The organism is Klebsiella sp. D5A (assembly GCF_001620885.1).
Taxonomy (GTDB): domain Bacteria; phylum Pseudomonadota; class Gammaproteobacteria; order Enterobacterales; family Enterobacteriaceae; genus Klebsiella; species Klebsiella variicola.
Genome location: NZ_LOAR01000004.1, coordinates 139,350 through 161,458, shown reverse-complemented (window position 1 = coordinate 161,458; position 22,109 = coordinate 139,350). Strand labels below are relative to the sequence as shown.

20 protein-coding genes and 1 other annotated feature are annotated in these 22,109 nt (G+C 56.2%); of the genes, 11 read left to right on the top strand and 9 right to left on the bottom strand.

The annotated features are described in order from the left end of the window. The first annotated feature begins 15 nt into the window (after positions 1-15). From rfbK to wbdC, 7 genes are all read left to right on the top strand, one after another. Positions 16-1,392, top strand: a complete 1,377-nt coding sequence (gene rfbK, locus AS136_RS06730; protein WP_032731030.1) for an O9 family phosphomannomutase RfbK — start codon at positions 16-18, stop codon at positions 1,390-1,392. A 1-nt stretch (position 1,393) separates the two neighbouring features. Beyond that, positions 1,394-2,188: an O8 family O-antigen export ABC transporter permease subunit gene (wzm, locus tag AS136_RS06725; protein WP_008804106.1), complete on the top strand. Its 795-nt coding sequence runs from the start codon at positions 1,394-1,396 to the stop codon at positions 2,186-2,188. Next, positions 2,188-3,402, top strand: a complete 1,215-nt coding sequence (wzt, locus tag AS136_RS06720) for an O8 family O-antigen export ABC transporter ATP-binding subunit (RefSeq protein WP_023322961.1) — start codon at positions 2,188-2,190, stop codon at positions 3,400-3,402. Before wzm ends, wzt begins: the two co-directional genes overlap by 1 nt. Then, positions 3,402-4,679, top strand: coding sequence for a class I SAM-dependent methyltransferase (locus AS136_RS06715; RefSeq protein ID WP_008804108.1), 1,278 nt, complete (start codon positions 3,402-3,404; stop codon positions 4,677-4,679). The genes wzt and AS136_RS06715 overlap by 1 nt, the downstream gene beginning before the upstream one ends. A 2-nt stretch (positions 4,680-4,681) precedes the next feature. Then, positions 4,682-8,323: a glycosyltransferase gene (locus AS136_RS06710; RefSeq protein ID WP_023322960.1), complete on the top strand. Its 3,642-nt coding sequence runs from the start codon at positions 4,682-4,684 to the stop codon at positions 8,321-8,323. 67 nt (positions 8,324-8,390) lie between these two features. After that, positions 8,391-9,536: a glycosyltransferase family 4 protein gene (locus tag AS136_RS06705; RefSeq protein WP_008804110.1), complete on the top strand. Its 1,146-nt coding sequence runs from the start codon at positions 8,391-8,393 to the stop codon at positions 9,534-9,536. A 9-nt stretch (positions 9,537-9,545) separates the two neighbouring features. Then, positions 9,546-10,661 (top strand): N-acetyl-alpha-D-glucosaminyl-diphospho-ditrans,octacis-undecaprenol 3-alpha-mannosyltransferase WbdC, encoded by a 1,116-nt coding sequence (gene wbdC / locus AS136_RS06700; RefSeq protein WP_004184789.1) that lies wholly within the window; start codon positions 9,546-9,548, stop codon positions 10,659-10,661. 38 nt (positions 10,662-10,699) lie between these two features. Here wbdC and hisIE read toward each other — a convergent pair whose 3' ends face one another. The 9 genes from hisIE to hisL all read right to left on the bottom strand — a co-directional run bounded on the left by hisIE (position 10,700) and on the right by hisL (position 17,936). Beyond that, positions 10,700-11,296 carry a bifunctional phosphoribosyl-AMP cyclohydrolase/phosphoribosyl-ATP diphosphatase HisIE gene (hisIE, locus tag AS136_RS06695; protein WP_008804111.1) on the bottom strand — a complete coding sequence of 199 codons (597 nt, stop codon included), beginning with the start codon at positions 11,294-11,296 and terminating at the stop codon, positions 10,700-10,702. Beyond that, entirely contained in the window at positions 11,290-12,066 is a 777-nt protein-coding gene (hisF, locus tag AS136_RS06690) for an imidazole glycerol phosphate synthase subunit HisF (protein ID WP_023322958.1), read from the bottom strand. The genes hisIE and hisF overlap by 7 nt, the downstream gene beginning before the upstream one ends. Continuing rightward, positions 12,048-12,785, bottom strand: a complete 738-nt coding sequence (gene hisA, locus AS136_RS06685; RefSeq protein WP_004152515.1) for a 1-(5-phosphoribosyl)-5-[(5-phosphoribosylamino)methylideneamino]imidazole-4-carboxamide isomerase — start codon at positions 12,783-12,785, stop codon at positions 12,048-12,050. The genes hisF and hisA overlap by 19 nt, the downstream gene beginning before the upstream one ends. After that, complete coding sequence (gene hisH, locus AS136_RS06680; RefSeq protein ID WP_008804113.1) at positions 12,785-13,375, bottom strand: imidazole glycerol phosphate synthase subunit HisH; 591 nt, start codon at positions 13,373-13,375, stop codon at positions 12,785-12,787. Before hisH ends, hisA begins: the two co-directional genes overlap by 1 nt. After that, on the bottom strand, positions 13,375-14,442 hold the full coding sequence (gene hisB, locus AS136_RS06675; protein ID WP_008804114.1) for a bifunctional histidinol-phosphatase/imidazoleglycerol-phosphate dehydratase HisB: 1,068 nt from the start codon (positions 14,440-14,442) through the stop codon (positions 13,375-13,377). Before hisB ends, hisH begins: the two co-directional genes overlap by 1 nt. After that, a complete protein-coding gene (gene hisC / locus AS136_RS06670) occupies positions 14,439-15,500 on the bottom strand; it encodes a histidinol-phosphate transaminase (protein ID WP_012967604.1) in 1,062 nt (353 codons plus the stop codon). Before hisC ends, hisB begins: the two co-directional genes overlap by 4 nt. Next, positions 15,497-16,801 carry a histidinol dehydrogenase gene (gene hisD / locus AS136_RS06665; protein ID WP_023322957.1) on the bottom strand — a complete coding sequence of 435 codons (1,305 nt, stop codon included), beginning with the start codon at positions 16,799-16,801 and terminating at the stop codon, positions 15,497-15,499. The genes hisC and hisD overlap by 4 nt, the downstream gene beginning before the upstream one ends. A gap of 39 nt (positions 16,802-16,840) precedes the next feature. Further along, on the bottom strand, positions 16,841-17,740 hold the full coding sequence (gene hisG, locus AS136_RS06660; RefSeq protein ID WP_002912152.1) for an ATP phosphoribosyltransferase: 900 nt from the start codon (positions 17,738-17,740) through the stop codon (positions 16,841-16,843). 47 nt (positions 17,741-17,787) lie between these two features. After that, positions 17,788-17,910: a sequence feature (His leader region), on the bottom strand. Beyond that, positions 17,886-17,936, bottom strand: coding sequence for a his operon leader peptide (hisL, locus tag AS136_RS28115; RefSeq protein ID WP_004899375.1), 51 nt, complete (start codon positions 17,934-17,936; stop codon positions 17,886-17,888). Its footprint overlaps the feature before it by 25 nt. 176 nt (positions 17,937-18,112) lie before the next feature. Between hisL and AS136_RS06655 the strand changes: the two genes are divergently transcribed. The 4 genes from AS136_RS06655 (at position 18,113) to plaP (ending at position 21,514) form a co-directional block, all read left to right on the top strand. After that, positions 18,113-18,937: an SDR family oxidoreductase gene (locus AS136_RS06655; protein WP_063266715.1), complete on the top strand. Its 825-nt coding sequence runs from the start codon at positions 18,113-18,115 to the stop codon at positions 18,935-18,937. Positions 18,938-18,975: 38 nt separating this feature from the next. Further along, positions 18,976-19,866, top strand: coding sequence for a LysR family transcriptional regulator (locus AS136_RS06650; RefSeq protein WP_012967605.1), 891 nt, complete (start codon positions 18,976-18,978; stop codon positions 19,864-19,866). Between the two features lie 237 nt (positions 19,867-20,103). Next, entirely contained in the window at positions 20,104-20,166 is a 63-nt protein-coding gene (gene yoeI, locus AS136_RS29320; RefSeq protein ID WP_096335043.1) for a membrane protein YoeI, read from the top strand. Next, positions 20,156-21,514, top strand: a complete 1,359-nt coding sequence (plaP, locus tag AS136_RS06645; protein WP_004148994.1) for a putrescine/proton symporter PlaP — start codon at positions 20,156-20,158, stop codon at positions 21,512-21,514. The genes yoeI and plaP overlap by 11 nt, the downstream gene beginning before the upstream one ends. Positions 21,515-22,109 lie beyond the last annotated feature (595 nt).

The following is a 22,109-nucleotide window of genomic DNA, read 5'->3' as shown; positions in this document are numbered from 1 at the left end:
GGGACAAAACGCAGAATGACACAGTTAACATGCTTTAAGGCTTATGACATCCGTGGTGAACTGGGCGAGGAGCTGAACGAGGACATCGCCTACCGTATCGGCCGCGCCTACGGCGAATTTCTGAAACCCGGGAAGATAGTGGTGGGGGGCGATGTGCGCCTCACCAGCGAGTCGCTGAAGCTGGCGCTGGCCCGCGGGCTGATGGACGCCGGCACCGACGTGCTGGACATCGGCCTGAGCGGCACGGAAGAGATTTACTTCGCCACTTTCCACCTCGGGGTGGACGGCGGCATCGAGGTGACGGCGAGCCATAACCCGATGAACTACAACGGCATGAAGCTGGTGCGCGAGAACGCGAAGCCCATCAGCGGCGACACCGGCCTGCGGGATATCCAGCGCCTGGCGGAGGAGAACCAGTTCCCGCCGGTGGACCCGGCGCGTCGCGGAACCCTGCGTCAGATATCGGTGCTGAAGGAGTACGTCGACCACCTGATGGGCTACGTGGACCTGGCGAACTTCACCCGTCCGCTGAAGCTGGTGGTGAACTCCGGCAACGGGGCGGCGGGGCACGTGATTGATGAGGTGGAGAAACGCTTCGCGGCGGCCGGGGCGCCGGTGACCTTTATCAAGGTGCATCACCAGCCGGACGGCCATTTCCCGAACGGTATCCCGAACCCGCTGCTGCCGGAGTGCCGTCAGGACACCGCCGACGCGGTGCGTGCGCATCAGGCAGACATGGGTATCGCCTTTGACGGCGACTTCGACCGCTGCTTCCTGTTCGATGACGAGGCGTCGTTTATCGAGGGGTACTACATTGTCGGCCTGCTGGCGGAAGCGTTCCTGCAGAAGCAGCCGGGGGCGAAAATCATTCACGACCCGCGTCTGACGTGGAACACGGTGGACATCGTGACCCGCAGCGGCGGCCAGCCGGTGATGTCGAAGACGGGGCATGCGTTCATCAAGGAGCGGATGCGCCAGGAAGACGCCATCTACGGCGGGGAGATGAGTGCGCACCATTACTTCCGCGACTTCGCCTACTGCGACAGCGGGATGATCCCGTGGCTGCTGGTGGCGGAGCTGCTGTGCCTGAAGAACAGTTCGCTGAAATCGCTGGTGGCGGACCGCCAGGCGGCGTTCCCGGCGTCGGGGGAGATCAACCGCAAGCTGGGAAATGCGGCGGAGGCGATAGCGCGCATCCGGGCGCAGTATGAGCCGGCGGCCGCACACATCGACACAACGGACGGTATCAGTATTGAATACCCTGAGTGGCGCTTTAACCTGCGCACGTCCAATACCGAGCCGGTGGTGCGTCTGAACGTTGAGTCCAGAGCGGATACTGCGTTAATGAATGAGAAAACGACCGAGCTGTTACACCTGTTAAGCGGGGAATAAGGTGAGAGATTTACTAACGACGATTTATCGTTATCGGGGATTTATCTGGAGCAGTGTTAAGCGTGATTTTCAGGCACGCTATCAAACCAGTATGCTGGGCGCGTTATGGCTCGTTTTACAACCGCTCTCTATGATCTTGGTCTATACCCTGGTCTTTTCCGAGGTGATGAAGGCCAGAATGCCCGACAACACCGGGCCGTTTGCCTACAGTATTTATCTCTGTTCTGGGGTACTGACCTGGGGATTGTTTACAGAGATGCTGGATAAAGGTCAGAGCGTATTCATCAATAATGCTAATCTGATCAAGAAACTAAGTTTTCCGAAAATTTGTCTGCCGATCATCGTGACGTTATCAGCAGTGCTTAATTTCGCGATTATCTTCAGCCTGTTTCTGATTTTTATCATTGTCACTGGTAACTTCCCTGGCTGGCTGTTTTTCTCGGTGATACCGGTTCTGCTTTTGCAGATCCTTTTTGCCGGTGGGCTGGGTATGATCCTCGGTGTGATGAACGTCTTTTTCCGGGATGTGGGGCAACTGGTTGGGGTTGCACTGCAATTTTGGTTTTGGTTCACTCCCATTGTTTACGTACTGAATTCATTACCAGCATGGGCGAAAAATCTGCTGCTTTATAATCCGATGACTCGGGTCATGCAATCTTATCAGTCCATCTTCGCCTACCATCAGGCGCCCAACTGGTATTCGCTATGGCCAGTATTGGCTCTCGCCATTATTTTCTGCGTCATCGGTTTCAGGATGTTCCGCAAGCATGCGGCGGATATGGTGGATGAATTATAATGAGTTATATCAGAGTAAAAAATGTCGGTAAGGCATATCGCCAGTATCACTCAAAAACTGGGCGACTGATCGAATGGTTATCCCCTCTGAATACAAAACGCCATAATCTTAAATGGATCCTCAGCGACATTAATTTCGAAGTTGCTCCGGGAGAGGCGGTTGGTATTATCGGTATCAACGGTGCGGGCAAGAGTACCCTACTTAAACTTATTACCGGTACGTCCAGGCCAACGACCGGAGAGATTGAAATCTCAGGCCGTGTCGCTGCCTTACTCGAACTGGGTATGGGGTTTCATTCTGATTTCACTGGCCGACAGAACGTTTATATGTCAGGACAACTGCTGGGGTTATCCTCTGAGAAAATTACTGAGTTGATGCCGCAAATCGAAGAGTTTGCGGAGATCGGGGATTATATCGACCAGCCGGTGCGCGTCTATTCCAGTGGTATGCAGGTTCGATTAGCTTTTAGCGTAGCGACCGCTATCCGTCCTGATGTGCTGATTATTGATGAAGCGTTATCCGTTGGGGATGCCTATTTCCAGCATAAAAGTTTCGAACGTATCCGTAAATTCCGTCTGGAAGGAACCACGTTGCTGCTGGTATCTCATGATAAACAGGCGATCCAGAGCATTTGCGACCGGGCTATTTTGTTGAACAAAGGCCACATTGAGATGGAAGGCGAGCCTGAAGCGGTGATGGATTATTACAATGCGCTTCTTGCCGATAAGCAAAATCAGTCCATTAAACAAGTTGAGCACAACGGTAAAACGCAAACTGTTTCAGGCACTGGTGAAGTGACAATCTCTGAGGTTCATCTTCTCGATGAACAGGGCAATGTGACTGAATTTGCCTCGGTAGGGCATCGGATCAGCTTGCAGGTTAATGTTGAGGTTAAGGCTGATATCCCTGAGCTCGTCGTCGGTTATATGATCAAGGATCGACTTGGGCAACCGATTTTCGGGACCAATACGCATCATCTCAAACAAACACTCACCAGCCTGAAAAAAGGCGAAAAGCGTTCGTTTTTATTCTCTTTTGATGCGAGGTTGGGGGTTGGCTCCTATTCTGTCGCTGTCGCGTTGCATACTTCCAGTACGCACCTCGGCAAAAACTATGAATGGCGCGATCTGGCCGTGGTATTCAACGTCGTTAACACGGAACAACAAGAGTTTGTCGGCGTGTCCTGGTTGCCACCTGAACTGGAGATTTCTTAATGGGTTCGTCGTTTTATCGTTCATTTGAAGAACGACACAGAGGTTCGGTTGAAGATATCAAGAACCGCCTGAGTTTTTATTTACCTTTCTTGTCTCGTCTGAAGGATCTTTATCCCGAAGGCGTGATTGCGGATATTGGCTGTGGACGTGGTGAATGGCTGGAAATCCTGACTGAAAATGGTATTGCGAACATCGGCGTCGATCTCGATGATGGCATGCTGGCACGTGCCAAGGAAGCCGGGCTGAACGTGCAGAAAATGGATTGTCTGCAGTTTCTGCAAAATCAAGCAGACCAGAGTCTGATAGCGTTGACTGGTTTCCATATTGCTGAGCATTTGCCCTTTGAGGTATTGCAGCAGCTCGTCATGCATACCTTACGGGTGCTGAAACCTGGCGGTTTGCTAATCCTCGAAACGCCGAACCCGGAGAATGTAAGCGTCGGGACCTGTTCATTTTATATGGATCCAACGCATAATCACCCTTTGCCGCCGCCATTGCTTGAGTTTTTACCTATTCATTATGGTTTTAACCGGGCAATTACCGTTCGTCTACAGGAAAAAGAGGCTCTCAAATCCCCGGACGCAGCGGTTAATCTGGTCGATGTGCTTAAAGGTGTTAGCCCCGATTACAGCATCATTGCTCAGAAAGCAGCGCCTGCAGATGTTCTTGAACGCTTTGAAACCCTGTTTACCCAACAGTATGGTCTGACGCTGGATGTCCTGAGCAACCGTTACGATGCAATTTTACGCCAACAGTTCTCATCCTTTGCCTCACAGCTGGAGACGTTAAACCAGACATATACGCGCCAGCTAAGCAAAATGGCAGAGAATATTCAGACGTTGCAAGGCCAGGTTGACGAACTAAATCATGTCATTGGTCAGAACAATCAGCTTCATCAGCAAGTGGCAGATTTGCATAACAGCCGTTCATGGCGTATCACTCAACCTCTACGCTGGCTGTCTTTGCAACGCCAATTACTGCGTCAGGAAGGGGCTAAAGTACGAGCCCGTCGGGCGGCGAAAAAAATATTGCGCAAAGGGATGGCGCTCTCGCTGGTCTTTTTCCATCGTTATCCTAAGTCAAAGGTTTATCTGTTTAAATTTCTAAGAAAAACCGGCTGCTACACATTGCTACAGCGTTTGTTCCAGCGCGTAATGCTGGTGCAATCTGACACGATGATGATGCAGTCCAGAAGATATGATGTGGGTACTGAAGAAATGACAAGTCGCGCGTTGAGTATTTATAACGAATTAAAAAATAAAAATACGGAGAAATAACGATGCGTATTGTCATTGATTTACAAGGCGCGCAGACGGAAAGCCGCTTTCGTGGCATTGGTCGTTATAGTATTGCTATCGCCAGAGCGATTATTAGAAATAACAATCGACATGAGGTTTTCATCGCGCTATCCGCTATGCTGGGTGAGTCGATTACTGATGTTAAGGCGCAATTTGCTGATCTCCTGCCAGCAGACAACATAGTCGTCTGGCATGCTGCAGGACCAGTACGTGCAATGGATAAAGGTAATGAATGGCGTCGGGAGAGCGCAGAACTGATTCGGGAAGCGTTTCTTGAATCATTGCGTCCGGATGTCGTTTTCATTACAAGCTTGTTTGAAGGTCATGTCGACGATGCGGCCACTTCGGTACACAAATTTAGTCGTCAGTACAAAGTAGCCGTACTGCATCACGATCTTATTCCCCTGGTGCAGGCTGAGACCTATCTGCTGGATGATGTATTCAAATCCTATTATTTACAGAAAGTGGAATGGTTAAAAAACGCTGACCTTCTGCTAACTAACTCCGCTTATACGGCACAGGAAGCGATTGAGCATCTGCATTTGCAGGGCGACCATGTGCAGAATATTGCAGCTGCAGCCGATCCTCAGTTTTGTATGGCGGAAGTGACAGCGAGCGAGAAAGAGTCCGTCCTTGGCCATTACGGTATTCAGCGCGAGTTTGTGCTGTATGCACCAGGTGGATTTGACTCCAGGAAAAACTTTAAGCGATTGATTGAGGCCTATGCAGGACTCAGTGATGCTCTACGTCGCAGCCATCAATTGGTTATCGTTAGTAAGCTGTCCATTGGGGATCGTCAGTATCTGGAATCCCTGGCGTCAGGTAATGGGTTGCAGCAGGGTGAACTGGTTCTGACTGGCTACGTGCCGGAAAATGAGCTGATTCAACTCTATCGTCTGTGTAAGCTTTTCATCTTTGCTTCGCTGCATGAAGGCTTTGGGCTGCCTGTTCTGGAAGCAATGTCGTGCGGCGCACCGGCCATTGGCTCAAATGTCACCAGTATTCCTGAAGTCATCGGTAATCCTGAGGCATTATTCGACCCGTATTCTGTCTCTTCCATTCGGGAAAAGATCGCGCAATGTCTGAATGATGCTCCATTCCTGGCGCGCCTGAAGGAAATGGCTCAGCAGCAAGCACGTAATTTCTCCTGGGACAACGCTGCCGTGACGGCTCTGGAAGCTTTCGAGAAGATTGCGACAGAAGACGCCGGCACCGTGCAGGTCTTGCCTGAGGCACTAATTCAGCGGATCCTTGCTATTTCTCACTGTCAGCCAGAAGAGCGCGATCTGCGTCTGTGCGCAACGGCCATCGATTACAATCTGAAGACGGCTGAGCTGTATCAAATTGATGATAAGGCGCTGACCTGGCGTGTGGAAGGTCCCTTCGATAGCTCATATAGTCTGGCGCTGGTGAATCGGGAGTTTGCCCGGGCACTCTCAGCCGATGGTGTAGAAGTACTATTGCACTCCACTGAAGGGCCGGGCGATTTTGCGCCGGATGCCTCGTTTATGGCACAGCCGGAAAATAGCGATCTTCTGGCATTTTATAATCAATGTCGTACCCGCAAGAGTAACGAAAAGATAGATATTCTTAGCAGAAATATCTATCCACCGCGGGTTGCCGATATGGATGCCAAAGTAAAACTCCTTCATTGCTATGCCTGGGAAGAAACGGGTTTTCCACAGCCGTGGATTAATGAATTTAACCGGGAACTTGACGGCGTGCTGTGTACTTCAGAACATGTCCGTAAGGTATTGATTGACAACGGCTTGAATGTGCCTGCATTTGTTGTAGGCAACGGCTGCGATCATTGGCTCACCACAGCAGCTGAAACGGCAAAAGATGTGGATGAGGGAACCTTCCGTTTCCTGCATGTCTCTTCCTGCTTCCCACGAAAAGGGGTGCAGGCAATGCTTCAGGCTTGGGGCAGGGCGTTCACTCGTCGTGACAATGTTATCTTGATCATTAAGACTTTTAACAATCCACACAATGAAATTGACGCGTGGCTGGCACACGCCCAGGCTCAATTCGCGGACTACCCCAAAGTTGAAATAATCAAAGAGGATATGTCAGCCAGCCAGCTTAAAGGGCTTTATGAAAGCTGCGATGTTCTGGTTGCTCCAGGTTGCGCCGAAGGCTTTGGTTTACCTATCGCTGAAGCAATGCTGAGTGGGCTTCCAGCCATCGTCACTAACTGGAGCGGTCAACTAGATTTTGTTAATTCACAAAATTCATGGCTGGTTAACTATCAGTTTACCCGGGTAAAAACACACTTTGGTCTGTTTGCCTCGACATGGGCCAGTGTGGACATTGACAACTTAACGGATGCGTTAAAAGCTGCAGCCTCGACGGATAAATCAGTGCTGCGTGACATGGCTGATGCTGGTCGCGAGCTTATTCTGCAGCAGTTTACCTGGAAAGCGGTGGCTGATCGTTCTCGTCAGGCAGTTAAGACGCTGCGTGCGCATATTGATATTGCTCAGCATCGGGCGCGAATTGGCTGGTTGACGACCTGGAACACGAAATGTGGGATCGCAACCTATTCTCAGCATTTGCTGGAGAGCGCACCGCATGGCGCGGATGTTGTTTTTGCTCCCCAGGTCAGCGCTGGAGATCTTGTGTGTGCAGACGAAGAGTTTGTACTGCGCAACTGGATTGTGGGTAAAGAAAATAACTATCTTGAAAATCTCCAGCCACAAATTGATGCTCTGCGACTTGATGTCATCGTGATCCAGTTTAACTATGGATTCTTTAATCATCGCGAACTGTCGGCGTTTATTCGTCGCCAGCATGACGCCGGTCGAGCGGTTGTCATGACGATGCATTCAACTGTGGATCCGCTGGAAAAAGAGCCGACCTGGAATTTCCGCCTTGCCGAAATGGCGGATGCGCTGGCGCTTTGTGACCGATTGTTGGTGCATTCAATTGCCGATATGAACCGCCTTAAAGATTTAGGCTTAACCGATAATGTTGCTTTATTTCCGCATGGTGTTATCAACTACGCTGCTGGGAGCGCCGCGCGTCAACAGCAGGCTTTACCGTTAATTGCGAGCTATGGCTTCTGCTTACCGCATAAGGGCCTGATGGAGCTGGTAGAATCCGTCCATCGCCTCAAGCAGGCGGGGAAACCGGTTCGTTTGCGTCTGGTTAACGCGGAGTATCCGGTTGGAGAATCACGCGATCTGGTGGCAGAACTTAAAGCGGCAGCTCAGCGGCTAGGTGTTAACGATCTCATTGAGATGCATAATGATTTCCTGCCTGATGCGGAAAGTTTGCGGCTGCTCTCAGAAGCTGATCTACTGATTTTTGCTTACCAGAATACGGGTGAGTCAGCTAGCGGAGCGGTACGTTATGGCATGGCAACCCAAAAACCTGTTGCGGTAACACCCCTGGCGATATTTGATGATCTGGACGATGCGGTCTTTAAATTTGATGGATGCAGCGTCGACGATATCAGTCAGGGGATTGACCGGATCCTTCATTCCATCCGTGAACAGGACGCCTGGGCTACCAGGACTCAACAACGTGCCGATGCATGGCGTGAACAACATGATTATTATGCTGTTTCACGCCGCCTGGTTAATATGTGTCAAGGCTTAGCTAAAGCTAAATATTTTAAATAAAAATATTCCCCCTTGTATTTTTTGCCTTTGAATACAAGGGGAGCTAGATGATGATGTGTCATTTATTATGAAAATTATTTTTGCTACTGAGCCAATTAAATACCCATTAACGGGCATCGGTCGGTATTCCCTGGAGCTGGTTAAGCGGCTGGCGGTTGCCCGTGAAATCGAAGAGCTGAAGCTGTTTCACGGCGCGTCGTTTATCGATCAGATCCCCCAGGTGGAGAATAAAAGCGATACCAAAGCCAGCAATCATGGTCGTCTGTCGGCGTTTCTGCGTCGCCAGCCGCTGCTGATTGAGGCGTATCGCCTGCTGCATCCGCGGCGCCAGGCGTGGGCATTGCGCGATTACAAAGACTACATTTACCATGGTCCCAATTTCTATCTGCCGCATCGCCTGGAACGCGCCGTGACCACGTTTCATGACATCTCCATTTTTACCTGCCCGGAATATCATCCAAAAGATCGGGTTCGCTATATGGAGAAGTCCCTGCACGAGAGCCTGGATTCGGCGAAGCTGATCCTGACCGTCTCCGACTTCTCGCGCAGTGAAATCATCCGCCTGTTCAACTATCCGGCGGATCGGATCGTCACCACCAAGCTGGCCTGCAGCAGCGACTATATTCCGCGCAGCCCGGCGGAGTGCCTGCCGGTCCTGCAGAAATATCAGCTGGCGTGGCAGGGGTATGCGTTATATATCGGCACCATGGAGCCGCGTAAAAATATCCGCGGTCTGCTGCAGGCCTATCAGCTGCTGCCGATGGAGACCCGCATGCGCTACCCGCTGATCCTCAGCGGTTATCGCGGATGGGAAGACGATGTGCTGTGGCAGTTAGTCGAGCGCGGTACGCGTGAAGGGTGGATCCGTTACCTGGGCTATGTCCCGGATGAAGACCTGCCTTATCTGTACGCGGCGGCCAGAACCTTTGTTTATCCCTCTTTCTATGAGGGATTCGGTTTACCTATTCTTGAAGCGATGTCTTGCGGTGTGCCGGTAGTATGTTCCAATGTCACTTCTTTGCCTGAGGTGGTTGGCGATGCCGGCCTCGTTGCCGATCCTAATGATGTAGACGCGATTAGCGCGCATATTTTGCAGAGCCTGCAGGATGATAGCTGGCGGGAAATCGCCACCGCGCGCGGTCTTGCCCAGGCGAAACAGTTTTCGTGGGAGAACTGTACGACCCAGACCATTAACGCCTATAAATTACTCTAAGGGTGTCAGTTGAGAGTTCTACACGTCTATAAGACCTACTATCCCGATACCTACGGCGGTATTGAGCAGGTCATTTATCAGCTAAGTCAGGGCTGCGCCCGCCGGGGAATCGCAGCCGATGTTTTTACTTTTAGCCCGGACAAAGAGACAGGTCCTGTCGCCTACGAAGACCATCGGGTCATTTATAATAAGCAGCTTTTTGAAATTGCCTCCACGCCGTTTTCGTTGAAAGCGTTAAAGCGTTTTAAGCAGATTAAAGATGATTACGACATCATCAACTACCATTTTCCGTTTCCTTTCATGGATATGTTGCATCTCTCGGCGCGGCCTGACGCCAGAACGGTGGTGACATATCACTCGGATATTGTGAAACAAAAACGGTTAATGAAGTTGTACCAGCCGCTGCAGGAGCGATTCCTCGCCAGCGTAGACTGCATCGTCGCCTCGTCGCCCAACTACGTGGCCTCCAGCCAGACCCTGAAAAAATATCAGGATAAAACCGTGGTGATCCCGTTTGGTCTGGAGCAGCATGACGTGCAGCACGATCCGCAGCGGGTGGCGCACTGGCGGGAAACCGTCGGCGATAACTTCTTCCTCTTCGTTGGCGCTTTCCGCTACTACAAAGGGCTGCACATTCTGCTGGATGCCGCCGAGCGTAGCCGGCTGCCGGTGGTGATCGTCGGGGGCGGGCCGCTGGAGGCGGAAGTGCGTCGTGAGGCGCAGCAACGCGGGCTGAGCAATGTGGTGTTTACCGGCATGCTCAACGACGAAGATAAATACATTCTCTTCCAGCTCTGCCGGGGGGTGGTCTTCCCCTCGCATCTGCGCTCCGAGGCGTTTGGCATTACGTTACTGGAAGGCGCGCGCTTCGCCAGACCGCTGATCTCCTGCGAGATCGGCACCGGGACCTCGTTCATTAACCAGGACAAAGTGAATGGCTGTGTGATCCCGCCGAATGACAGTCAGGCGCTGGTGGAGGCGATGAATGAGCTCTGGCATAACGATGAAACCGCCAGCCGCTATGGCGAAAACTCGCGTCGTCGTTTTGAAGAGATGTTTACTGCCGACCATATGATTGACGCTTACGTCAATCTCTACACTACGCTGCTGGAAAGCAAATCCTGAGGCCTGCTACCCCCGCCGTTGCGGCGGGGGTTAACGCGTTAGTGACGACTCTTCAGATTATCAATCACTTCCCCGAGATCCAGCCCCTGGTCCTGCAGCAGCACCAGCAGGTGATACATCAAATCCGACGCCTCATTCTTCAGCTCGAAGCGGTCGTTCACCGTGGCGGCCAGCGCGGTCTCCACGCCTTCTTCCCCCACTTTCTGCGCAATACGCTTGGTGCCGCTGGCGTACAGCTTCGCCGTATAGGAGCTCTCCGGGTCGGCGTGCTTACGCTCGGCCAGCAGCTGCTCCAGCTGATAGAGGAACAGCCACTGGTGGCCGGTTTCGCCGAAGCAGCTGGTGGTGCCTTTATGGCAGGTCGGCCCGATCGGGTTCACCAGCACCAGCAGCGTATCGTTGTCACAATCCGGCGTGATGCTCACTACGTTGAGGACATTGCCCGAGGTTTCACCCTTGGTCCACAGCCGTTGTTTGGTGCGTGAGTAAAAGGTGACCTTGCCGGTGGCTTCGGTTTTCTCCAGCGCCTCCTTGTTCATGTAGCCCAGCATCAGCACTTCGCCGGATACGGCGTGCTGCACGATGGCCGGCATCATGCCGTCCGTTTTTTCCCAGTCCAGCTGTTCAGTCAACATACCCTTATCTCCACGCCCTGTGCCGCCAGGTACGCTTTCAGTTCGCCAATATTAATAATCTGTTTGTGGAATACCGAGGCCGCCAGCGCGCCGTCAACGTTGGCGTCGCGGAAGGCTTCGAGGAAGTGTTCCATGGTGCCCGCGCCGCCGGAGGCGATCAGCGGGACATGGCACACCGCGCGAACCTTCGCCAGCTGCTGCAGGTCGTAACCGTTGCGCACCCCGTCCTGGTTCATCATATTGAGGACGATCTCGCCCGCGCCCCGCTTCTGCACTTCCGTCACCCAGTCGAGGGTTTCCCACTGCGTCACCCGGGTACGGGTCTCGTCGCCGGTATACTGGTTGACGTGATATTTGCCGGTCTCTGCATCAAACCAGGTATCAATCCCCACCACAATGCACTGCACGCCAAAGCGGTCGGCAAGGCGGGTGATCAGCGTCGGGTCGGCGAGAGCAGGGGAGTTAATCGAAATCTTATCGGCGCCGAAGGAGAGGATCTGCGCCGCGTCTTCCAGCGACTTGATCCCGCCCGCCACGCAGAAAGGAATATCGATCACTTCCGCCACGCGCGACACCCAGCTCTTGTCGACCACCCGACCGTCGCTGGAGGCGGTGATATCATAGAACACCAGTTCGTCGGCCCCTTCGTCGGCATAGCGCTTGGCCAGCGGGACGATGTCGCCAATGATCTCGTGATTACGGAACTGCACGCCTTTCACTACCTGGCCGTCGCGGACGTCGAGGCAGGGGATTATCCGTTTTGCCAGCATTGAATGGCCTCCGTTACGTTGAATTTACCTTCCAGCAGCGCGCGACCGACAATCACGCCGCGCACCCCGGTGCCGCGCAGCGCGGCAATATCTTTGAGATCGCCGATGCCGCCGGATGACTGAAACGCCACCTGCGGGTAGCGGGCGCAGACTTCCTCGTACAGCGAGACGTTAGAGCCTGCCAGGGTGCCGTCGCGGGAGATATCGGTGCACAGCACATGCTGCAGGCCGACCGGCAGATAACTCTCCACCAGCTCCTCCAGCGTCACGCCGGAGTTTTCCTGCCAGCCGCTGACCGCCACCTGCTTGTTGCCGTCGGCGTCAATGCGCACGTCGAGCGCAAGCACCAGCCGTTCAGGGCCAAAGCGTTTAAACCAGCCTTTCACTTCCTCCGGGGACTTCACCGCGGTGGAGCCGACCACCACGCGGGCGACGCCGGCCTCAAGCAGGGCCGCGACATCCGCTTCGGTCCGCACGCCGCCGCCAACCTGTACCGGGACGTCAACGCCGGCGACCAGCGATTTCAGCAGGGGGATCTGGCGTTTCGCCGGATCCTTCGCCCCGGTCAGGTCGACCAGGTGCAGGACTTCCGCTCCCTGAGCGGCATAGGACTGCAGGCGCGGCAGCGGATCGCTGCCATAGTCGCGCTGCTGGCCGTAATCGCCCTGGTGGAGACGAACGACGGTGCCGTCGATTAAATCTAAAGCAGGAATAATCATCACATCTCCAGGAAGTTTTTCAGCAGTTGCGCCCCGGCGCTCCCGGAGCGCTCCGGGTGGAACTGCACGCCAAAGAAGTTATCTTTCTGCACCGCGGCGGTGAACGCCTCGCCGTAATTGCACTGGGCGATGGTGTACGGGTTGACCGGCATGGCGTAGCTGTGCACGAAGTAGAAATACGCGCCTTCTTCAATGCCGCGGAACAGACGATCGCCTGCTTTGGCATACACCCGGTTCCAGCCCATGTGCGGCAATGGCAGACCGTGGTCGGTCATCTTCGGCACCTCTTCTTCGATAATGCCCAGCAGATCGACGCCGTTGTTCTCCTCGCTGCGCTTGCCGAGCAGCTGCATGCCCAGGCAAATCCCCAGCACCGGCTGGGTACAGGCTTTGATCAGGTCGATCAGATCGCGGTCGCGCAGCTGGTCCATCGCCGCCTGGGCGGTGCCGACGCCGGGAAGAAACAGTTTATCGGCACGCAATACCACCTCCGGATCGCGGCTGACCACCGGCTCATAGCCGTGGCGGCCAATCGCCGATTTCACCGAATTGAGGTTGGCGCACCCGGTATCAAGGATCACCACATTCATCACAGCACCCCTTTGGAAGACGGCAGGGCATCGCCCTGGACGCGGATCGCCTGGCGCAGCGTACGGCCAAAGGCTTTGAACAGGCTCTCCACGCGGTGGTGATCGTTCTTGCCCTTGGTTTTCAGGTGCAGGGTCACCGCCATGGTGTAAGAGAGCGAGCGGAAGAAGTGTTCCACCATCTCGGTGCTCAGATCGCCGACGCGCTGATAGGTGAAGTCCGCCTTATACTCCAGGTGCGGACGGCCGGAGATATCCAGCGCGCAGCGGGCGAGACACTCGTCCATCGGCAGCACGAAGCCGAAGCGGTTGATGCCGCGTTTGTCGCCAAGCGCCAGCTTCAGGGCTTCGCCGAGGGCCAGGCCGGTATCTTCCACGGTGTGATGATCGTCGATGTACAGATCGCCGCCGACGTTGATCTCCATGCGGAAGCCGCCGTGGGTGGCGATTTGGTCGAGCATATGGTCAAAAAAGCCGACGCCGGTGTGGATCTTGCTGCCGCCTTCGCGGTCCAGCCACACCTTCACGTCCACCTGGGTCTCTTTGGTGATGCGCTCGACGTGGGCATAGCGGTCGCGGCGGGTCAGCTGCTCGCTGATGGTCGGCCAGTCCAGGGTCTCACGGTCATAGCGCAGGCCGGTAATCCCCATGTTATCCGCCAGCTCAAGGTCGGTGGCCCGGTCGCCAATCACATAGCTGTGGCTTTTATCCAGTACGCCGTCTTCCAGCCACGGCAACACCAGCTGCGTTTTCGGTTTGCGGCAGGCGCAGTTGTCGCCCGGGAAGTGCGGACAAATCAGCACCTCTTCGAAATTGACGCCCTGCGAGGCGAAGATCTGCATCATCAGGTTGTGCGGGCCATCAAATGCTTCCTGCGGCAGACTGTCGGTTCCCAGGCCATCCTGGTTGGTGATCATCACCAGCTTATAGCCTTCCTGCTGCAGCTTCAGCAGCGCCGGGATCACCTGCGGCTCAAACGCCAGCTTGTCGAAACGGTCCACCTGGAAATCCACCGGCGGTTCGGAAATCAGGGTGCCGTCACGGTCAATAAAGAGATACTTCTGGGTCATACATTCTCCGCAGTCAAGGCGTCAATCACGCGCTGGCTCTCAGCACGGGTACCGATAGTGATACGCAAACAGCCGCTTAATGAAGGTTGTTTATTCTGGTCACGTAAGATAATGCCCTGATCCCACAAAGATTTAAACACTGCGCTGGAGGCGGTTATCCGCGCCAGAACGTAGTTCGCCTCGGAATCGAAGACCTGCTCCACGCAGGCGATGCCGCGCAGCTGTTCCACCAGGTAGCGGCGCTCGTCGAGGATCTGCGCCACGCGCTGGCGCATCGCCGCGATGCCTTCCGCGCTCAGCGCCTGGGCGGCGATATCGGCCACTGGCGTGGAGAGCGGATACGGAGCGATCACTTTCAGCAGCACGTTAATCACCTCGGCGTTGGCGAGGGTGAAGCCGCAGCGCAGGCCGGCAAGGGCGAAGGCTTTGGACAGCGTGCGCAGCACCACCAGGTGCGGATAGTCGCTGAGCCAGCCGGCGAGCGTCGCCTGCGGGCAGAACTCAATATAGGCTTCGTCGGCGACCACGATGGCTTTATCGCGAGTCATCTCCAGCAGGTCGCGTATCGACTGCGGATCGATGATCTGGCCGGTCGGGTTGTTCGGGCTGCAGACAAAGACCACCTTCACGCCGTCCAGCTGCGCCTCGATACCCGGCAGGTCGAGCTGCCAGTCGGCGAGGGTCGGCACGGTGCGGCATTCGACGCCGATGGTCTCGGCGCTGACGCTGTACATGCCGTAGGTGGGCGGGCAGTAGAGTAGCGCGTCTTTGCCGGGCTCACAGAAAGCGCGGATCAGCAGCTCAATCCCTTCGTCGGCGCCGCGGCTGACCAGCACCTGCTCCGGTTTGACGTCGGCGTAGCGGGCGTAGCTCTCGATGACTGCCTTCGGCTGCGGCTCCGGATAGCGGTTCATCGTTTGCGCAGTAAGCTGGAAAGCCACGGCGGTCGGGAATTCGTTGGCGTTCAGCCAGACGTCGCCTTTGCCGCCCAGACGGCGAGCGGATTGATACGGGGTCAGCGCACGGACGTTGGCGCGGGCTAAATCTTCAATGCTCATGCTTGCTCCTTCAGGGCGGCAACGCGCAGCGTTACGGCGTTTTTGTGGGCGTCAAGGCGCTCGGCGGCGGCCAGGATCTCAATCGTTGAGGCGAGGGCGGCAAAGCCGTCGCGCGACAGCTCCTGCACGGTCATCCGCTTCTGGAAGTCGGCCAGGCCGAGGCTCGAACAGGTGGCGGTATACCCATAGGTCGGCAGGACGTGGTTGGTGCCCGAGGCGTAATCGCCCGCGGATTCCGGTGACCAGTCGCCGAGGAAAACCGAACCGGCGCTGGTGATGCTGTCCACCAGCTCGCGGGCCTGACGGGTCTGAATGATCAGGTGCTCCGGACCATACTGGTTGGAGATAGCCACGCACTGCGCCAGGTCGCGGGCCACGATGATCCGGCTGGCGGAGAGGGCCACGCGGGCGGTTTCCGCGCGCGGCAGGGCGGCCAGCTGGCGTTCGACGGCCTCAGCGACGCGGCTGCCGAGGTCGGCGTCCGGGGTCAGGAGGATCACCTGCGAGTCCGGGCCGTGTTCCGCCTGCGACAGCAGGTCGGAGGCGACAAAGTCCGGGGTGGCGCCGCTGTCGGCGATCACCAGCACTTCCGACGGACCGGCCGGCATGTCGATGGCTGCGCCGTCCAGACGCTGGCTGACCTGACGTTTGGCTTCCGTGACGTAAGCGTTACCCGGGCCAAAGATTTTATCCACCTTCGGCACCGACTCGGTCCCGAGAGCCAGGGCGGCGATGGCCTGGGCGCCGCCGACGTTAAAGATGGTTTTCACGCCGCACAGTTGCGCGGCATAGAGGATCTCATCGGCGATCGGCGGCGGCGAGCAGAGCACCACCTGCTGACAGCCGGCGATGCGCGCCGGCGTCGCCAGCATCAGCACCGTGGAGAACAGCGGCGCCGAGCCGCCCGGAATGTACAGCCCGACGGAGGCGATAGGGCGGGTGACCTGCTGGCAGCGCACCCCCGGCAGCGTTTCGACATCCACCGCCTGCAGCTGTTGCGCGTTGTGGAAGGTCTCGATGTTTTTCACCGCCATCGCCATCGCCTGCTTCAGCTCGTCGCTGAGGCGTTCGCCGGCGGCGGCGATCTCCGCCTCGCTCACCTGCAGCGCGGCGACGGTGGTTTTATCAAACTTCGCGCTGTATTCGCGCAGCGCCGCGTCGCCGTTGGCTTTGACGTTATCGAGGATCTCCGCCACCGTTTTACTGATGCTGTCGGAGGCGGAAATCGCCGGGCGCGTTAAGAGTTGTTGCTGTTGGTCTGCGCTACAGCCGTTCCAGTCGATGATTGTGTTGAAGCTCATGATTGTTTTCCCCTGTGTGTCCCGTGACCGGCTGGCCGATTACTCCATCATCTTCTCAATCGGCAGCACCAGAATGGAGCTGGCGCCCAGCGCTTTCAGTTTTTCCATGGTCTCCCAGAACAGGGTTTCGCTGCTGACCATGTGCATCGCCACGCGCTGCTTGTCGCCTGCCAGCGGCAGAATAGTCGGACGCTCGGCGCCCGGCAGCAGGGCAACCACTTCTTCCAGGCGTTCGGTCGGAGCGTGCATCATGATGTATTTCGACTCGCGGGCCTGGATCACGCCCTGAATACGGGTCAGCAGGCGGTCAATCAGCTGCTGTTTGGCGTCGGCCATCTCGCCGTCGCGCTGGATCAGGCAGGCTTTGGAGCGGTAGATCACTTCCACTTCGCGCAGGCCGTTGGCTTCCAGGGTGGCGCCGGTGGAGACGAGGTCGCAGATGGCGTCGGCGAGGCCGGCGCGCGGCGCCACTTCCACGGAGCCGTTCAGCAGACAGGATTTAAAGGAGATACCTTTTTGATCGAGGTAACGCTTCAGCAGGTGTGGGTAAGAGGTGGCGATGCGTTTGCCGTCCAGCGCCGCCGGGCCGTTCCAGGCTTCATCCACCGGGGTCGCCAGCGACAGGCGGCAGCCGCCGAAGTCGAGACGGCGCAGGGTGAAGTAGCGCGGGTCTTCGCCCTGAGCGCGGCGGCTGAGCAGCTCTTCTTCCAGCACGTTTTCGCCGATAATGCCGAGGTCGACAACACCGTCCATCACCAGGCCCGGGATATCGTCATCACGCACGCGCAGAATGTCGATTGGCATATTTTCCGCCAGCGCAATCAGACGCTGGGTGTGCAAATTGACTTTAATGCCGCAGCGGCTGAGTAATTCGCGTGAATCTTCGCTTAAACGGCCTGATTTCTGAATAGCTATGCGTAAACGGGTGTTGTCTAACATTGTTCTTTTCCTCTGAATACCTGTCTGAATCTGTCCGAATTTGGTCCAAAAAAAAGCCCCCGGAAGTGAATCTTCCGGGGGCTCTCTGCGCGTTCATGCACCACTGGAAGATCCAAATGTCTTCCAGCACACATCGCCTGAAAGACTAGTCAGGATGATGGTGATGATGGTGGTGTTTAAATTGAACGCGGTTCATAAAAATTCTCTGTGAATGACTATGCATTTGATGTCCTTTAACCTAAACCACTTCCGCCGCAGAAAGCAAGGGCTTTTTTCTATCATTAATTCATTTCACATTGAGCGAAGAAATTGTCAGTTGCCGCAGGCTGGCGTAGCCTGTAATCAGCACAGCGAAAGAGTCAGGAGCCTGGGATGAAAAAGGTCGCGATAGTCGGTTTGGGATGGCTGGGGATGCCGCTGGCGCTGTCATTGATGGCGCGAGGCTGGCAGGTCACCGGCAGTAAAACCACGCAGGATGGCGTGGAGGCGGCGCGGATGTGCGGGATTGACAGCTATCCGCTGCGCCTGGAGCCGCAGCTGCTCTGTGATACCGAGGACCTCGACGCGCTGATGAACGTCGATGCGCTGGTGATCACGCTGCCGGCCCGGCGTACCGGGGCGGGAGAAGGGTTTTATCTGCAGGCGGTGCAGGAGATTGTCGATACTGCGCTGGCGCACCATATTCCGCGGATCGTCTTCACCAGTTCCACCTCGGTGTATGGCAACGTCAATGGCACGGTGAAAGAGAACTCCCCGCGTCTGCCGCAAACCGCCAGCGGGCAGGTGCTCAAGGAGCTGGAGGACTGGCTGCACAACCTGCCGGGAACCTCGGTGGATATTCTGCGTCTGGCCGGGCTGGTGGGGCCTTCCCGTCATCCGGGACGTTTTTTTGCCGGCAAGTCGGCGCCGGATGGCCAGCACGTGGTCAATCTGGTGCATTTGCAGGATGTGGTGGCCGCTATCGAACTGCTGTTGCAGGCCCCGAAGGGCGGGCACATCTATAATCTATGTGCGCCCCGCCATCCGGCGCGCGGCCTCTTTTATCCGCAGATGGCCCGTGAACTGGGGCTGCCGCCCCCGGTGTTCAGCGACAGCCCGGACGGTGGTCAGGGCAAGATTGTGGATGGCAATCGTATCTGCAATGAGCTGGGGTTTGAGTACCAGTACCCCGATCCGCTGGTGATGCCGATGGAGTGATCTACCAGCGGTGATTCGCATACCGTAAGGGGGTAGCGATGAAACCACTGCTGGATGTCCTCGTGATCCTCGACGCGCTGGAAAAAGAGGGGAGCTTTGCCGCCGCGTCGGCAAAGCTCTTTAAAACGCCCTCGGCGCTGAGCTACACCATTCACCGGCTGGAAAGCGATCTCAATATTCAGCTGCTCGACCGCAGCGGACACCGCGCGCGCTTTACCCCCACCGGACAAATGCTGCTGGAGAAAGGGCGGGAGGTGCTGCATATCGCCCGCGAACTGGAGATCCGGGCGGTCAAGCTGCAGCAGGGGTGGGAGCACACCCTCCGCCTGGCGGTGGACTGCACTTTTCCCGTGACGCAGCTTTCGCCGCTGATTGCCGCATTTTATCAACAACAGCCGCTGACCCGGCTGCACTTCACGCAGAACCCCTCGCTGCTGGACTGGCGGCCGCTGACCGACGGGCAGGCCGATCTGCTGCTGGGCGCCCTTGGCGAGCCGCCGCCGCTGAGCGGTTATGACTATCTCCCCCTCGGCGAGCTGGAGCTGCTGCTGGTGGTTTCCCCGCAGCATCCGCTGGCGCGACACCGCGCTCCGCTGAGCTGGCGGACCCTGCGCCGTTATCGGGCGGTGGCCACCGGCGAGGGCGGGGCGCTTCTCAGCGATCAGGAGACCCTGACGGTGTGTGACGCCGCGGGGCAGCTGGCGCTGCTGCGCATGGGGCTGGGCTGGGGCTGTCTGCCGCGTTACCAGGTGCAGGGGCTGCTGGAGAGCGGCGAGCTCATCAGCATGGCGGTTCGCGGGCTGTCGCCCCGCCAGCATGCCTGGATCGCCTGGAATGACGCCACCTGCGGTTTGGCCAGCAAATGGTGGCGGGAAATGCTATTAGCAAATAGTGCTATTTTTACAATTTATCATACGGAAATCGTATAGATATTAGCACGTTAAAAAATACGCTTACGCAATGAACTTCATAACATCTTGTCAACGCCGTTGAATTTGTTGCAAAATATGCGGCCTGAAAACCAGAGACTAGCCGACGCTTTTTTTAAAAGTGTCGGTTATTTTTTTGGTCGAAAGACACATCATTCAATACCAAGAGGCCGGGCTTCGTACCGGATAGATATTTACTAAAAACCGACAGTCGTTGTCGCTGAGGAATAGAAAGAAATGGGGCAATTTTTTGCTTACGCGCTGGCGTTCACCGTAAAAGGGGATAACTATGTCGCATAACGCTACTCCAAATACCTCTCGCGTGGAATTACGTAAAACACTTACGTTAGTTCCGGTTGTAATGATGGGCCTGGCCTATATGCAGCCGATGACGCTGTTCGATACGTTTGGTATCGTCTCTGGTATGACCGACGGTCACGTGCCGACGGCCTACGCCTTTGCGTTAATCGCCATTCTGTTTACTGCCCTGAGCTATGGCAAGCTGGTACGTCGTTACCCTTCTGCCGGCTCGGCGTATACCTATGCGCAGAAATCCATCAGCCCGACCGTTGGCTTTATGGTGGGTTGGTCCTCGCTGCTCGACTACCTGTTCGCGCCGATGATCAACATTCTGCTGGCGAAAATCTATTTTGAAGCGCTGGTGCCTTCGATTCCGTCGTGGGTGTTTGTTATCGCGCTGGTCGCCTTTATGACCGCCTTTAACCTGCGCAGTATTAAATCCGTCGCCAACTTCAACACCGTGATCGTGGTGCTGCAGGTGGTGCTGATTGCCGTTATTCTCGGCATGGTGATTTATGGCGTGTTTGAAGGCGAAGGCGCCGGTACGCTGGCCAGCAGCCGTCCGTTCTGGTCCGGTGACGCGCACGTGATCCCGATGATTACCGGGGCGACGATCCTGTGCTTCTCGTTTACCGGCTTCGACGGCATCAGCAACCTGTCTGAAGAGACCAAAGATGCAGAGCGCGTCATCCCGCGGGCGATCTTCCTGACCGCGCTGATTGGCGGCCTGATCTTCATCTTTGCCACCTACTTCCTGCAGCTGTACTTCCCGGACATCTCGCGCTTTAAAGATCCGGATGCGTCACAGCCGGAAATTATGCTCTACGTAGCAGGTAAAGCCTTCCAGGTTGGCGCGCTGATCTTCTCCACCATCACCGTGCTGGCGTCCGGTATGGCGGCGCACGCTGGCGTGGCGCGTCTGATGTACGTGATGGGCCGCGACGGCGTGTTCCCGAAAAGCTTCTTCGGCTACGTCCACCCGACCTGGCGCACCCCGGCGATGAACATCATCCTGGTCGGCGCTATTGCGCTGCTGGCGATTAACTTCGACCTGGTGATGGCGACGGCGCTGATTAACTTTGGTGCGCTGGTGGCGTTTACCTTCGTTAACCTGTCGGTGATTTCGCAGTTCTGGATCCGTGAGAAACGCAACAAGACGCTGAAAGACCACTTCCAGTATCTGTTCCTGCCGATGTGCGGCGCCCTGACCGTTGGCGCGCTGTGGGTCAACCTGGAAGAGAGCTCGATGATTCTGGGCCTGATCTGGGCCGGTATCGGTCTGGTCTATCTGGCCTGCGTGACCAAAAGCTTCCGCAACCCGGTGCCGCAGTACGAAGATGTGGCCTAAGGCATAGCGTAGTGTGAATGAGAAAAGCCGGAGGGAAACCTCCGGCTTTTTTTTCGTTTGGCCCGGTGCGATATCTTTTGCCCGGCGGCGCTGCGCTTGCGCGGGCCTACGGTGATGGTTAACCTTCTGAAATTTAATGGTTATGTAGGCCGGGTCAGGCGCAGCCGCCACCCGGCAATATGTTGGGCACGGAAACGACGACCGGACGGTTCCCTCTCCCTCCGGGAGAGGGTTAGGGTGAGGGGAAGCACTGCAGTGTGGTTGTTTATGTTATCTGTGGCTTCAGCGCACATTGCGCTCCCGGTTAGTCTTCTGCGTGATGTCTCTCATGGCGCAGGGAGCGCACAGGGGGCGGCCAGTCGCCGCCGCCCCCTGTACCCCCGGGCTCCGGCCAGCAAAATCGCCGCTTCGTGGTACCTTCGACTTATCCCTGCAGGCTTCGGGTCGGGCCGAGGCAGCGTCCCTGCAAAACACGGCCCTCAGCCCGCATCCATGCGGGCTGCCCCGGCCTGCCGGGAACGTCTCAGCGATTTTGAGGCCGCCAGCACCGGCAGTTTCAGCGGCCCTTGATCCAGTGGTGATTTGGGGTTGTAGG